Below are 14,879 nucleotides of genomic sequence, written 5' to 3' on the forward strand. Positions count from 1 at the left end.
TGTGATTTTAACCGGCTTTTTACGATCTATCTTATTTTTCTGTTCCATAGACGGTTCCAAAGGTTTCTGCAAGCTGCTTAGATTGCTTTCTCCGCTCCGCACGGCGGTTGGCACGCAGCGGTGCACTTTCATGAAGCATCTTTTCATCGTCGGTTTCCGGATAAACGGATGGCACTTTAATCGGTTTGCCCGCTTCATCAATCGCTACAAACGTCATAAACGCTGTTGTACATGCTGTTCTTTCCCCGGTCCGGATATCTTCGGTGATTGCCCGGATAAATACCTCCATGGAGGTGTGATGTGTCCAGGTCACAAATGCTTCAATCGAAATATATTGGCCAACTTTTACAGGCGCTAAGAAATCTACAGAATCCGTAGAAGCTGTTACCACCGGGCTATTTGCATGCTTTACTGCTGCAATCGCACCGATATCATCAAGATGCGCCATTAATTTTCCGCCAAATAACGTATCATATTGATTCGTATCCGGCGGAAGGATATGTGTTGTTTTTAAAGCTAATGATGCGGAACAAGGTTTTGCTTTCATTTATATTGCCTCCTGCTGTCTAGTTTGTCTTATAAAACTGGTGATATTAAACGCGAGACGGATTCCTTAAAACGAATTCCGATAGAACGTTTGTCATATAACTTTTTCGTCATTTGTGTAGAATGCGCCAAATCTTTGTCGAAATCGACCATCAGCCGACGCACAACTTCAATATCATATAAAAATGCATTGACCTCAAAATTGAGCCGAAAGCTTCTTACATCAATATTTGCCGTACCGACAGAAGCTATTCTTCCATCGACAATAATGGTTTTAGCATGCAGAAATCCATTCTGGTAAATAAAAATCTCTGCACCGGCGCCAAGCAGATCCCCGCAATAATACATGGTTGCCCAATAAACAAAGGGATGGTCCGGTTTATTGGGAATCATAATTTTGACATCTACTCCGGATAGCACGGCAATACGCAGTGCATCACGCAAGCTTTCATCTGGTATAAAATAAGGTGTCTGAATATAGATATACTCTTCTGCTTCCATGATCATCTTAATATATCCGTTTTTGATTTGCTCATACTCCGAATCGGGTCCGCTGGAGACAATCTGCATCCCTATATTCCCTCCAGAGATAGTTTGAAAATGCTCTTCTTCGTAAGGAATTTTCTGCTTCGAGGCCTGATTCCAATCCAATACAAAGCGTGTCTGCATACTTTGCACTGCATCACCTATCACCCGCAAATGAGTATCACGCCAATAACCAAATTTGCTTTTCATTCCCAGGTATTCATCTCCAACATTAAAACCGCCAATGTATCCGATTTCTCCATCAATAATCGTGAGCTTGCGATGATTCCGGTAATTGATTTTAAAATTAATAATAAATTTCGATGGGAAAAATGCTTCTACCAGAACGCCCGCTTCTTTTAATTTTTTTATGTAGCTTTTCTTAAGTGACCTGGAGCCCATATCATCATACAAAAGCCGGACGCATACCCCCTCTTTTGCTTTTCTTATTAATGCATTCGCAAGCCTGCTCCCTAGCCCGTCACTCCGCATAATATAATATTGTACATGAATATGATGCTTTGCCCGATTGATATCTTCTAAAAGAGCCTCAAATTTTTCATGCCCATCTGTAAAAATATCTACGCCATTATTATCTGTATAAACAGCATTGTCATTACGGAGATGAAGATAGACTAAATCCTGATGTTTTTTTAAATCGTCATGATTTAACAGGAAAGCGTCATCCTCAATGGCATTGATTTGTTTTTGTACAGCCTTCTTCACATCCATCCGGCTCCGCTGATCCCATTTGAATATCCGGCGATTGCTGATGGGCCGTCCAAAAATTAAATAAAGAATAAATCCTAAAATAGGGATGAACAGCAATACCATTACCCATGCCCAGGAAGAGGTCGGATCCTTCCTTTCCAGAAAAATAATGGATATAGCTAACGCAATATTTATAACAAAAATTAATCCAATTATGATTGAGTAAACGCCCATATATCCTGCTCCCATCACTTCTTTTCCAATAAAAAAGGGAATTCTGCTCTTATCATAGCACAAAACGAAACTTCATTCAGCGTGAAAGGGTTAATGAAGTTTCGTTTTACCCATAGCTTGCGTATCTGCTATTTCTTCTATATAAAACGTTCTTTTTCCGGCAAATAACTGAATCCCCTATTTTAATTATGTCAGCGCCTGCTCCAAGTCCTCCCAAATATCCTGCCATGCCTCTATTCCGACAGATAACCGAATCAGAGCGTCTGTTATTCCCATTTTCCGGCGTTGTTCATCAGGAATCACAGCATGTGTCATGGTTGCCGGATGCTGAATCAATGTTTCTGTATCTCCAAGACTGACAGCGATGTTTATAAATTGAAGTTTATTCAGAAAAGTCTGCGCTTCTTTCTTTCCGCCGTCTATCTCAAAAGATAAGGTGCCTCCGCCAGATTTCATTTGTTTTTTCATAATTGAATAGCCTTCCGCATCCGGATCACCCGGATAAAATACATGCTTAATCTTTGGATGCTGCTTTAGTTTTTCTGTAATTTGCAGGGCATTATCCGAATGTTTATCCATTCGGAGCGGCAATGTCTTCATTCCGCGAACAACCAGCCAGGCATCAAACGGCGAAAGCACACCGCCAATATCCTTTTGCGTCGTTGCTGCGATTTGCTCCATTAATTCGTTATTTCCTGCGGCGATGCCCGCAATCACATCACCATGACCGCTTAAATATTTTGTCGCGCTATGCACTACCACATCTGCCCCCAATTCCAACGGACGCTGCAGGTACGGTGTAGAAAATGTATTATCCACCACAACTAAAATATTATGCCGCTTAGCAATATCAATCACTAATTTCAAATCAATTACTTCCATTGTCGGGTTAATCGGCGTCTCAATATAAAATACCTTTGTTTCTGGCCTGATTTTTCCCTCTATACTTTCCGCATCTGTCATAGCTATATAATCTGTCTGGATATTATATTTTTTATCCATCATCGACAACAGTCCAAAGGTACAGCCGTATAGTCCGGACGAGCAAATAATATGGTCATTTGCTTTGGTGAGTGCAATCAAAACGGCAGATATGGCAGCCATCCCCGAGGCAAATGCCAGTCCTTTTTCAGCCTTTTCCAATGCGGCCAGCTTTTGTTCCAGTATTTGCACGGTCGGATTACTGACACGCGTATAGACATGTCCTTCTTCCTCTCCGGCAAAACGTGCCTCCCCCTGCTCCGCTGTGTCAAAGGTAAATGTAGATGTTTGAAAAATGGGCGGTGTTAAACTGCCAAGCAGCTCTTTGGAATCGTACCCTTCGTGAATCATTGCTGTTTCCATATGTTTAAACTTTTTGCTCATTTATATTCTCCCCGATCCTGATAAAGGTAATAATTCAGATAAGTCTCTCTCTTTATGATAAAGTATTCCTGTGCTGTTGGAAATGTTTCCGGCTCAAAAAAATATCTAATATTTCGTACAAAGAAAACAAAGCTCCCGCTCCATGAAGCTTCGTTTTACGGAATACATTATTTAAAAGTTATTGCTTCCTGCCTCATAAAGTTTTAATATTGGTTTTAGTTTAATTTTTTCAGAAGGCAGGAATGGATAATGGAGGATAAATCTTTACAACAGGGAGCGGTTATTACCTTTGCTGCTTATTTATTATGGGGAATCTTTCCAATCTATTGGAAGTTTCTTGAACATGTTCCAGCTGGCGAAGTACTAGCCCACCGGATTGTCTGGAGCTTAATTTTCATGATTTTTTTAGTACTGGTGACAGGTAATTGGCGTGAACTGATTGAAACGGTCCACGAGCTGAAAAAAGATAAAAAGAAAACCATCGCTATCATTACAGCTTCCATCGTTATATCTATTAACTGGTTTCTATTTATTTTTTCGGTTCAGCATGGACATGTGCTGCAGGCCAGCTTAGGGTACTATATCAATCCTTTGATCAGCATTTTATTAGCGGTATTTGTATTGAAAGAAAAGACAACGAAAGGACAGGTCTTATCGTTCATCCTTGCCGGTATCGGCGTACTTTATTTAACACTGAGCTATGGTGTGTTCCCTTGGATTTCGCTGTTATTGGCCATCACCTTTGGCTTTTATGGATTGATTAAAAAAACACTCCATCTGCATGCAATGTATGGACTTACTATTGAAACACTTGTAGTGGCTCCGATTGCTCTATTGTATTTACTATTTGTTCCGTCAGAAGGATCTTTTACTTTTTCTCCTTTGTTTACATCGGACAATCTTTTACTTATAGGCGCGGGGGGTGTTACAGCAATACCTTTACTGCTGTTTGCTGCAGGGGCCAAACGGATTCCATTGGCAATGGTTGGCTTTTTACAATATGTGGCACCGACAATTATGTTCTTTCTGGGGGTATTTCTATATAATGAAACCTTTACGGTACATCATATGATTACCTTTGCTTTGATTTGGGCTGCACTTATTATCTATATGGCCAGTATTTACCGGGATGCACCGCGGAGAAAAAGAAGAAAGGCATAGTTTTCAGCCAGTAACGGCCCGGTTCGTCCAAAGGCCTTTAGGTCATACTTTTGTGATAATTCCTTCAGTAAGGATGAAAGAAATCCCCGCTGAAGGAAGATTCACTTTATTTCATCTATTAATCCCTAGTAAAACACTTGACTTTTAACCTGTAAAACTATATACTCGCAAGTAATTTCAAAATATTTAGCAGAATCTCTTATGAAGAGCGGCGGAGGGAATAGGCCCTGTGAAGCCCGGCAACTTGAACATTCAGGTGCTCCATCCTACAGATATATCATCTGAAAGATAAGAGAGGGTTCTAAGTCAGTTATCAGAGCTCTCTTCATTATAGAAGAGAGCTTTTTTCAGGTAAAAGAGTGTTTTCAATAAAAAGGGAGGAAATACAATGTCAAACTATCCAGTACAGCAAGACGAAACGATTTTGTTACACGGGGGGCAGGTTCCAGACCCGACAACCGGAGCACGTGCTGTTCCAATCTATCAAACAACCTCTTATGTTTTTCGTGATACAGAGCATGCACAAAACTTATTTGGATTAGCAGAGCCAGGTAATATCTATACTCGAATTATGAATCCGACGGTAGATACATTTGAGCAGCGGATTGCACAATTAGAAGACGGAGTCGGTGCTTTAGGTCTAGCTTCCGGGATGGCAGCTATTACGATGGCGATTTTAAATATCACCCGTGCCGGTGATGAGATTATCGCGGACAGCAATCTATATGGCGGGACGTATAACTTATTTGCCAACACGCTCCCCCGTTATGGAATCAATGTAAAATTTGTAGATGGAACTGACCCGGATGCTATTGAGGCTGCAATTACAGATAAAACAAAAGCAATTTTTGGAGAAATCATCACTAATCCAAGTTTATATGTTTTTGATGTCGAAACGGTGGCTGATATTGCTCATAATCATCGCATTCCTTTAATTATTGATAATACATTTGCCCCTTATTTTGCCAAGCCGTTAACCTGGGGTGCGGATATTGTGGTTCACTCCGCCACGAAATGGATTGGCGGACATGGCACAACCATCGGCGGTGTCGTTGTCGACAGCGGCAGATTTGATTGGAATAATGATAAATTCCCTGATTTTATCGAGCCGGATGAGAGCTATAATGGCTTAAAATATGCGGATTTAGGTCCTGCTGCATTCATTACCAAGCTGCGCGTCCAATTATTACGTGACATCGGACCTGCGCTTAGTCCGCAAAATGCCTTTTTATTACTGCAAGGCCTGGAAACTTTACACTTACGCATCAGGAAGCATAGCGAAAATGCAGAAAAAATAGCAGCTTACCTGGAAAATCACCCTGCTGTAGAATGGATCAACTACCCGGGGCTGGAATCACATCCCTCCCATCAGCTTGCTAAAAAATACTTAAAGGGCGGTTTTGGGTCAGTTATTACATTTGGTATTGAAGGCGGACGAGAAGCAGGCCGTACTCTAATCGATAATGTGCAGCTCTGGTCTCATGTCGCCAATGTGGGGGATGCCAAATCGCTTATTATCCACCCTGCTTCTACAACCCATCAGCAATTGACAGATGAGGACTTGGCAAAAAGCGGTACAACGGAAGAATTGGTCCGTTTATCCATTGGTTTAGAGTCATTTGACGATATTGTAGCTGACTTGGATCAAGCCATTGATAAAGCAACAGGAAAATCACAGGGCAATCAAAAATCAGCCGAGGAAATAGCAGTGCAAAATTTACTTCAATCCCCATTTGACCGCAGCGAAGGTGTCCGCAAAAAGCGGATTATTACTGTCGGCATCGCGGACGAAGAAATTGTTCCTCTCTATAAATTAGGCTATGAGGTAATTCCTGCGGCAGATATCGATGAAGTGACAACAGATATATTAACAGGAGCTGATGCAATATGGCTGCAGGAAGGTAAACAGACACCAGAAGAAAACGCAGCTTATCAGGGCACGATTTTATTCACAGCTTCTGCTCCTGAAGTATCATCTGAAGTGTTTATTCTTTCGACCGTTCAGCCGGCGCAATTTGCTCTTGAATTACGCAGCTCCGGACGTTAAATACAAAAATAACATCCTTCCCCGCCTTTCTTTTATAGAACATTTCCATGTTTTATTGTTAAGAAAGGCGGGTAATTTTATCATGGAGAAAAACAACACTCCCACTGATTGATGTTTCGTTTTATGTTATACTATAATGTGGTTACGTCTTCTAGCTTAAAAATTAGAAGGCGTTTTTCATTTAATCTGTTTAGTATTGATTATCCTTGATTAAAATAAGACTATAAGAAGACGCATATATTCTATGAAACTTTACCAATCCATTTTGCAAATACACATATAACAAATTTAATTTCCTTTTCGTATTCTTAGGTAATTTTATTTGTTCCAACATAAACTAGAAGAAAAGAACACGTAGGTGTGATGATGAAAATGACGAAAAAGAAATGGTTTATTCTCATTAGCTCCACTCTGATTACCGCTATTGCTGTTTTTGCAATTTTACAGCTGCCCTATTTTCAATTAAACTCGGAACAACGGGAAAAAGAAGAAGCATTAAGAGAACAAATTACGCCTGAAGAAACAGAAAATGAGGAAGAAACACCCGAAGAGAGCGAAGAGGTTATGGGGGACGTTGAAGAGCAGGAAAATACTCCAATCGCTGTCGACGAAGATTTAGAAAATACATTTGAATTTGCTTCGGAGGAAGATGTAAATATTGTGGCACTCGGAGACTCCCTGACGCAAGGGGTAGGGGACGATACAGATCAGGGAGGGTATGTCGGGATATTAGACAGAACACTCCAGGTTCTTGATACCAACGTTCATTTTCAAAATTTCGGAAAGCGCGGAAACCGAACGGACCAGCTGCTTCACCGTCTGGAGGAAGAACCTGCATTAGCTGAGGCTTTAGAAGAAGCAGATATGATTATCATAACCATCGGTGCGAATGATATTATGCAAGTACTGAAGGAAAATATCATGGATTTAGAGATCAGCTATTTCAATGAAGAACAAACATCCTATGAAGAACGATTACATGAGATATTTGATACGATCCGTTCCCTTAATGAGGATGCTTCTATTTATCTATTAGGTATATTTAATCCTTTTAAAAATTATTTTGAGGATATCCCGGAATTGGATCAAATCGTTCTGAATTGGAATGATATCGGAAGAGAAATTGTCAGCGAAAATGAAAACAGCACTTTTGTTCCAATTGATGATTTATTTGATGACGATGCTGCAGACTTATTTGCAGAAGATAATTTCCACCCTAATTATGACGGATATTATTTAATGGCTGAACGTATTCTGGAATATTTTAATTAAGTTGGGATGAAAACATAATGAGAATAAAGAACAGACAAATAAAAATCAATAATAAATGGAGGGCCGGGTTTTTCGGTCTCCTCATCTTTAACGGCCTTATCCTGCTGGTTCTGCTGGTACTTATTTTTTGGCCGGTTTCCAATAATGCATTCCCTCCAAATACCATGATAGACGAGCAGGAAAGCTCTGAGTTTTATATTCAGACAACCAAGCAAAACTTAAATAATCTAGTCAATGCTTATATTGAAAAATTACTGGAGGGAACAGAGCATCATTACCGTATTTTGCTTGAAGATGATGTGCATCTGATGGGAGAACTGCCTGTTTTCTCCTCTACGGTGCCTTTATCCGTCCGTTTTGAACCGATTGAACAGGCAAATGGGGACCTTATCCTACAGCAAAAGTCGATATCCGTTGGACTGTTAGAGCTGCCGAACAAAAAAATCATGGAATATATGGATCGCTTTTTGCCAATGCCTGAATGGGTAACTATTGATCCAGACAGCCAGGAAATTTATGTAGCTGTTACTGATATGGAATTACAGGGGAATTTCGATGTTGCTGTACACCATATGGACTTAGAAGCAAATAATATTACCATGAAACTTGTCGTCCCTTATGAAACTCTTGGCATTCAAGATGTCAGCATGGACGCGATGCAGGACTTGTTTGAATGAAACCCAAAAAAGCACAGCGCCTCCAGTGAGACGCTGTGCTTTTTAGATGCCTTATCATGACATTTATAAATTAGAAATATAAGATAATGATGGCTGTTCTGTCAGTGATAACGAATCTATGTCTTTATAATGTAATAATACCCCTTCATAGATAAGCTTTAAATTAGGAGCACTCCGAATATCCTCTGGTGTTGTAAAATAAGGATCTTTTGTCAGCGGAAGGCTCGTTACATTTTGTAAAATGGTTGCCACAAACTGTGAGCAAAAAAAGGCTGTCTGCCGTGTAATTTTTATTTTCATCATAACCCCGAACAGACCGATAAAATTATAACGGTATTTCTCTTTATCAATCTCTATATGCTGAATAAAGGTTTTAATATATTCATATTCTTTTTCAGTGACTTTAAGCTCGTAAATTTCACACCTGGACTGATTTAAGTACGGCGAGAAAATATCCTCCTTCACAAAGCCGCCGATAAATGGGTTATTAGGCTGTTTTCTCCCAAAGCTATAAACTTCTGTTAATTCTCTATCTAAAGCTATAGAAACATGGTTTAAAGGCTCATGGGTATACAGATGAATTAATCGTGACAGATAGCTTCCTGTATCGGTAAACAGCAAATAAACCGACTTGCTTTTCATCTACGTGTTCCCCCTCTTTGGACATACCCCTTTTTATTAATATATACAAAAGCTTTTTAATATACAACAGCTGATACAAAAAATTAGGTAAACTAGTAAACCTAACGTTTTTCAGCAAAATTGCTTTTTTCAAATCACTGCATCCTTCATTAATGAGGAAATGTCGTGTTCATTTTTTTCTCTTCTATATAAATTGTTCTTCTACCATTTATTTACGTATTACATTTAAAAAAAGTTTCATTGGCTGTTCTAAATCGGCATGATTTTTTCTTAATATGCTTTCGATACGCCTTGTACTTTTTCATCGCAGCATCAGATTCCTTTCGGTCGCTTGCTTTCATCTATCGATATTTCTTCAGCATGTTCTTATTTCCTAGTATATGAAAATAATCTGAATTGGCATCCCGCTTGTGTACCATTTTTTGCTGGCATTCACACCTCTTTGCTTCCCAACCCGGTTTTAGAGGATAATGAATAACATATTTCCTTAACTTACTTTGATGATACCTGTTATTTTACCTTCCTGTAATAACCCAGCGTCATATTTTTGACTAAGCCTTCCGGTCTATTTCTCTGCTCACCTTAAATTATAGGATACGACATCAATTATTTAACCGTCTTATCTTGCATTGTTATCTCAAATAACGTAAGCTTATTCTGATAACGATTTTTTGGAGGCAATATAAAATATGTTAACAGTAACTAATGTTAGTTTACGATATGGTGATAAGAAGCTTTTTGAAGATGTTAATTTAAAATTCACCCCTGGAAATTGCTATGGTGTGATTGGAGCAAATGGTGCAGGGAAATCTACTTTCCTGAAAATTCTCTCAGGTGAAATCGAGCCGCAATCCGGTAATGTATCACTGACACCCGGACAGCGTCTGACAGTTTTAAAACAGGATCACTATGCTTACGAAGAGCACCCTGTTTTAGAGACTGTCTTGATGGGCCATGAGCGTTTATATAATGTAAAGCAGGAGAAAGATGCAATTTATATGAAAGCAGACTTCAGCGAAGAAGATGGCATTCGTGCTGCTGAGCTGGAAGGTGAATTTGCAGAAATGAACGGATGGGAAGCAGAGTCCGATGCTGCCGTGCTTCTGAAAGGACTTGGTGTAGAAGAATCTGTTCATGATTTAAAAATGGCTGAGATTCCTGAAGAACAAAAGGTAAAAGTATTACTTGCGCAAGCCTTATTCGGCAATCCGGATATTCTTCTTCTGGATGAGCCGACAAACGGATTAGACATTCAGGCAATTCAATGGCTGGAAGAATTTTTGATTCAATTTGAAAATACGGTTATCGTTGTATCCCACGACCGTCACTTTTTAAATAAAGTATGTACGCAAATTGCAGATGTCGATTATGGGAAAATTCAACTTTACGTTGGAAACTATGATTTCTGGTACGAGTCCAGCCAGCTTGCATCCCGTATGGCTCAAGAGTCTAATAAGAAAAAAGAAGAGAAAATTAAAGAGTTAAAAGAATTTATCGCCCGTTTTAGTGCGAACGCTTCGAAGTCGAAGCAGGCAACGTCACGTAAGAAAATGCTTGATAATATTACGCTGGACGATATTAAGCCGTCATCTAGAAAATATCCATATATCGCCTTTACCCCAGAGCGTGAAATTGGAAATGATTTATTACAAGTAAAAGATTTATCTAAAACGATTAATGGTGTGAAAGTACTGGATAAGATTAACTTCACACTAAATCCGAATGATAAAGTAGCGCTTGTTGGCAAGGATGATATTGCCAATACCACGCTATTGCAGATTATTGCCGGAGAATTAGAGCCGGACGAAGGTTCTTACAAATGGGGAATCACGACTTCCCAGTCCTATTTCCCGAAAGATAATTCCGAGTTCTTTGACGGTGTAAACTTATCGTTAGTGGATTGGCTGCGTCAATACTCTCCGGAGGACGAAACAGAAACATTTCTGCGCGGTTTCTTAGGTAGAATGTTATTTTCCGGAGAAGAAGCGAAGAAAAAAGCAAATGTACTGTCCGGAGGCGAAAAGGTCCGCTGTATGCTTTCTAAAATGATGCTTTCCGAAGCGAATGTGCTTATTTTGGATGAGCCGACAAACCACCTTGACCTTGAATCCATTCAAGCATTAAATAATGGGCTTGTTAAATTCAAAGGATCTCTTGTCTTTACATCACATGACCATGAATTTATCAACAGTATCGCAAATCGTATTATGGAGATTACTCCGAATGGCATCGTGGATAAAGAAATGGCTTATGATGAATATGTACAGGATAAAAAGCTGCAAAAGCAAGTGAATGAAATGTATAGAACGGCATAAATAGAAGCTTGTTTTAAGAAACATTAGAAAAGAAACTGCTGCACAATCGATTACATGATTGTGCAGCAGTTTCTTTCTCTTTAGTACATATAAAAGCTGTTATTAGTAAATAACCTCTTATTTTAGAGTTAGAATTTATATATTTTTCCACTGCGTTATCCTAAGTAATTCAGGGAGTTAGCGCCCCTGCGTTTAAAGAGTCAACCCATTGCCTCATGTAAACTTTTAGTTATGCTTTGAAATTTGATTGTATAATGGATCACTTTATTTTTTAAATGGAGAATATGATAATTTTCTCCACAAGTATTCCAACGGACCTGTACCTAAATACTTCATAAAAAGTTCAGCAGTTATCATCATCACTATTGTAATAAGAATCCAATAAACAATTACAGTATAAGCGGAAGACATCGGAGCCACCCCTGCCCCCCAGCCATAAAAGATAATTGATGCCACTATATTTTGTAATATATAACAGCTTAATGCAGTTTTTCCTATAGATTCAAATCGATTAATCAGCCATGGAGCTATTTTTATTTTCAGTACCCAAGCGAATAAGCCAATATAGCCTAATGCCAAAATCGGAGCAAATACATACCGGGAGGCAATATCAAAATATCCGCCCGGTACTAACGTAAGTAAATTTAATGGTATTCCAATACCGAGACCATATATCATTAATTTTTTTCGGAGACGCTGCCCATTTTCGTTATTTGAAAATGCACCTGCACGAAATAACCGAATCCCTAAAATATACAAGGTGATATTCATAAAGATTATTAGAATAGCCTCTACCCTTAACCCCCAAAAGTCTCGGATTCTAAATTGTACTTGTTGCCAATAACTCTGATTGGAGTATAAATTACTTGTTTCTTGAGACATTCTCGCCATTTCATTTAGAAATGACGCTTCTTTTATTAAGAAGAACCATGCTATCGACAGCAGCATTACGCCCGTGAGATGAATAATTGCTGATACTATCATCGTTTTCTTCATCATTTCTTCACGATAACGAATAATGAAGGCAACGATCATTCCTGTAATTGCATAACTCATTAGAATGTCGTATTCAAACACAAAAATAAAATGTAATAAACCATCTAAAAACAGCAGAAACATCGTCCATAAATACAGGCGAATCCACGGAAGACCTTCTCTTGCAGCTTTACGATATTTCAACTCCAAACCAATTCCGAACATAATAGTCAATAAGCTTAAAAATTTACCATTAACAAATACAGATAGGAAAGCTTGCAGAAAAGACTCTAAGCTTTCCCACCAATTTGCATTTGAAAAAACAGTCATAATATTCCCCGGCTGAGCAAACAACCAGATATTCGTTCCTAACGTGCCGATAATCGCAAAGCCTCTTAACACATCTAATAATCTTATTCGATTTTCCTGCCCCTTCATCCCATCTGCCCCTTCGCTGTCTAAAGCTTTTTTGGTTGTTCTAAAATTCATTCCATCGTTTGACTTGAGTATTTAGCTAAGCAAACTTTTTTAGTTCAATTGAGCTAAAAAGATTTTATCATAGCTGCAAACGAACGCGCAATTTTAATAACTCAATTGAGCGAAAAAATTTTGTTTTTCTCTTTTTATCTGATACAATTATTCTATGCCAAAAAAAGTTGACCATAGCAAACGTCGGGAACAAATAGCAAAATCTACATGGGAAATTATATCTCAAAAGGGGATTGAACATGCAACGACACGAAAAATAGCAGAAGAAACCGGAATTTCTCAATCCACTCTCAGGTACTATTTTCCTACTCGTAAAGAACTTCTTAAATTTGCAATGGAATTATTAAAAGAAAACGTGGGGGTTAGGATTAAAAAAATTATGGAGAAAGATCTGCCAGTTTTAGAAAAATTGGTTCAGCTTCTTATGGAGATAACTCCTTATAATGACATTTCAAGAAAGGAAATGGAGGTTTGGTTTGCCTTTATTACTCATGGTCGAAAAGAGGATGGATTTGATCTCAATTACGATGATGTTTTAAAAGTTATTGAATTAGTTTTAACGACTTTAGAAGAAAATGACTTATTGAAAAAAAATATTTCTAGAGATATTGAATTAGAGAAATTGTATAGTTTACTCGATGGGCTGGCTATCCATGCATTATTTAATCCAGAACGCTATACCCCGTCTTACATCCGTAGTATTATTGAAAACCACCTTATGTCCATGGTCGTCATCGATTAACCTGGACATAAGGCGGTTTTTTTAATTATACTGAGATACTTCCTTTACAGCAGTCAAAAAATAGTAAAAAGGCTTCTGATATAAAAGAAGTAGTTTAAATGTTTGAAATATAAGTGCGTCTTTTTACTTGAAAGCCTGGAATCATTTTGTCCTGTTATGCACTATTCTTCTTTATTTTCTCACGAACTTTCTCCAGCATATCCACCGTCATTGCGTCCATATCATATGCTGCTTCAAAATCCCATTCTTCTTTCGCAGCATCTGCATTAATCGAATCCGGCCAGCTCTCTGCAATTCCTTGTCTGACCGGGTCTACCTGATAATCCATTGTAAAATCAGGAATGTGCTTGCGAATTGCTTCTTCAAAATGCTCCGGCGCAGCAGACATCGCAGTTATATTAAAGGCATTGCGATGCTTTAAGCGATCGGAATCTGCTTCCATCAGTTGAATAATTGCTTGTAAAGCATCTGGCATATACATCATATCCATACGCGTTCCTTTTTCTATATAAGAGGTATATGCTCCTGTCCGAAGTGCTTCATAATACACCTCCACCGCGTAGTCTGTCGTGCCGCCTCCTGGAGAAGTTACATAGGAAATTAAACCAGGAAAACGAACACCCCTGGTATCCACCCCAAATCTGGAATAATAGTAATCACAAAGAATTTCTCCTGCTACTTTATTCACCCCATACATCGTCGTCGGACGCTGCAGCGTATCCTGCGGGGTATTATTTTTCGGTGTACTTGGTCCAAAAGCTCCGATTGAGCTTGGTGTGAAAAATTTTAAATCTAATTCCTTCGCAGCTTCCAGTGCATTTACCAGTCCGCCCATATTAATTTCCCAGGCGACTTTTGGAAAAGCCTCTGCCTTCGCAGATAAAAGTGCAGCTAAATGAATAATCGTATCCACCTTGTATTTTTTGGAAATCTCGTAAATTTCCTTTTCCTTTGTCACATCGATTTCTTCAAATATTCCTGATGGCTGCTCCGGTCTCCGGATATCGGAAGCAATGACATTATCCTCGCCGTATGTACTACGAAGCTTCTCCGTTAATTCTGATCCGATTTGGCCTAATGCACCGGTCACTAAAATTTTTTTCATCTCGGAAAACCTCCATTGAGAGGATGTTCAAAAAAGCTGTTGGAAAGATGCTCCGCTCTTCTATCAACCTTTT

Annotated in this window: 12 protein-coding genes and 1 riboswitch; of the genes, 6 read left to right on the forward strand and 6 right to left on the reverse strand. The window is 38.9% G+C overall.

Annotation, left to right across the window (positions count from 1 at the left end; translation table 11 throughout):
- Nucleotides 1–31: 31 nt before the first annotated feature.
- From ACW0TQ_RS11525 to megL, 3 genes are all read right to left on the reverse strand, one after another.
- On the reverse strand, nt 32–547 hold the full coding sequence (locus ACW0TQ_RS11525) for an acyl-CoA thioesterase (protein ID WP_042529327.1): 516 nt from the start codon (nt 545–547) through the stop codon (nt 32–34).
- Nucleotides 548–576: 29 nt separating this feature from the next.
- Nucleotides 577–2,016: a cardiolipin synthase gene (gene cls, locus ACW0TQ_RS11530; RefSeq protein ID WP_042529325.1), complete on the reverse strand. Its 1,440-nt coding sequence runs from the start codon at nt 2,014–2,016 to the stop codon at nt 577–579.
- Nucleotides 2,017–2,202: 186 nt separating this feature from the next.
- Entirely contained in the window at nt 2,203–3,381 is a 1,179-nt protein-coding gene (gene megL / locus ACW0TQ_RS11535; protein WP_042529323.1) for a methionine gamma-lyase, read from the reverse strand.
- A 249-nt stretch (nt 3,382–3,630) separates the two neighbouring features.
- Between megL and rarD the strand changes: the two genes are divergently transcribed.
- The 4 genes from rarD (at nt 3,631) to ACW0TQ_RS11555 (ending at nt 8,538) form a co-directional block, all read left to right on the forward strand.
- Nucleotides 3,631–4,542: an EamA family transporter RarD gene (rarD, locus tag ACW0TQ_RS11540; protein WP_042529321.1), complete on the forward strand. Its 912-nt coding sequence runs from the start codon at nt 3,631–3,633 to the stop codon at nt 4,540–4,542.
- 196 nt (nt 4,543–4,738) lie between these two features.
- Nucleotides 4,739–4,837: riboswitch (SAM riboswitch) on the forward strand.
- Between the two features lie 93 nt (nt 4,838–4,930).
- The gene (locus ACW0TQ_RS11545; protein ID WP_042529319.1) at nt 4,931–6,589 is read left to right on the forward strand and encodes an O-acetylhomoserine aminocarboxypropyltransferase/cysteine synthase family protein; all 1,659 of its coding nucleotides are present in this window, start codon (nt 4,931–4,933) and stop codon (nt 6,587–6,589) included.
- 372 nt (nt 6,590–6,961) lie between these two features.
- A complete protein-coding gene (locus ACW0TQ_RS11550) occupies nt 6,962–7,861 on the forward strand; it encodes an SGNH/GDSL hydrolase family protein (RefSeq protein ID WP_455725678.1) in 900 nt (299 codons plus the stop codon).
- A gap of 17 nt (nt 7,862–7,878) precedes the next feature.
- Nucleotides 7,879–8,538, forward strand: coding sequence for a YpmS family protein (locus tag ACW0TQ_RS11555; RefSeq protein WP_042529315.1), 660 nt, complete (start codon nt 7,879–7,881; stop codon nt 8,536–8,538).
- A 63-nt stretch (nt 8,539–8,601) separates the two neighbouring features.
- On the opposite strand, the gene ACW0TQ_RS11560 is transcribed toward ACW0TQ_RS11555, so the two are convergent.
- A complete protein-coding gene (locus ACW0TQ_RS11560) occupies nt 8,602–9,180 on the reverse strand; it encodes a hypothetical protein (RefSeq protein WP_042529313.1) in 579 nt (192 codons plus the stop codon).
- A gap of 689 nt (nt 9,181–9,869) precedes the next feature.
- Here ACW0TQ_RS11560 and ACW0TQ_RS11565 point away from each other — a divergent pair.
- Nucleotides 9,870–11,495, forward strand: coding sequence for an ABC-F family ATP-binding cassette domain-containing protein (locus ACW0TQ_RS11565; RefSeq protein WP_332094094.1), 1,626 nt, complete (start codon nt 9,870–9,872; stop codon nt 11,493–11,495).
- Nucleotides 11,496–11,759: 264 nt separating this feature from the next.
- Here ACW0TQ_RS11565 and ACW0TQ_RS11570 read toward each other — a convergent pair whose 3' ends face one another.
- Nucleotides 11,760–12,908, reverse strand: coding sequence for a DUF418 domain-containing protein (locus ACW0TQ_RS11570; RefSeq protein WP_256705240.1), 1,149 nt, complete (start codon nt 12,906–12,908; stop codon nt 11,760–11,762).
- Between the two features lie 205 nt (nt 12,909–13,113).
- Here ACW0TQ_RS11570 and ACW0TQ_RS11575 point away from each other — a divergent pair, with 205 nt between their 5' ends.
- Complete coding sequence (locus ACW0TQ_RS11575) at nt 13,114–13,701, forward strand: TetR/AcrR family transcriptional regulator (RefSeq protein ID WP_042529306.1); 588 nt, start codon at nt 13,114–13,116, stop codon at nt 13,699–13,701.
- A gap of 154 nt (nt 13,702–13,855) precedes the next feature.
- On the opposite strand, the gene ACW0TQ_RS11580 is transcribed toward ACW0TQ_RS11575, so the two are convergent.
- The gene (locus ACW0TQ_RS11580; protein WP_256705242.1) at nt 13,856–14,806 is read right to left on the reverse strand and encodes an L-threonine 3-dehydrogenase; all 951 of its coding nucleotides are present in this window, start codon (nt 14,804–14,806) and stop codon (nt 13,856–13,858) included.
- Nucleotides 14,807–14,879: the final 73 nt, after the last annotated feature.

Source organism: Oceanobacillus sp. M60 (assembly GCF_053839645.1).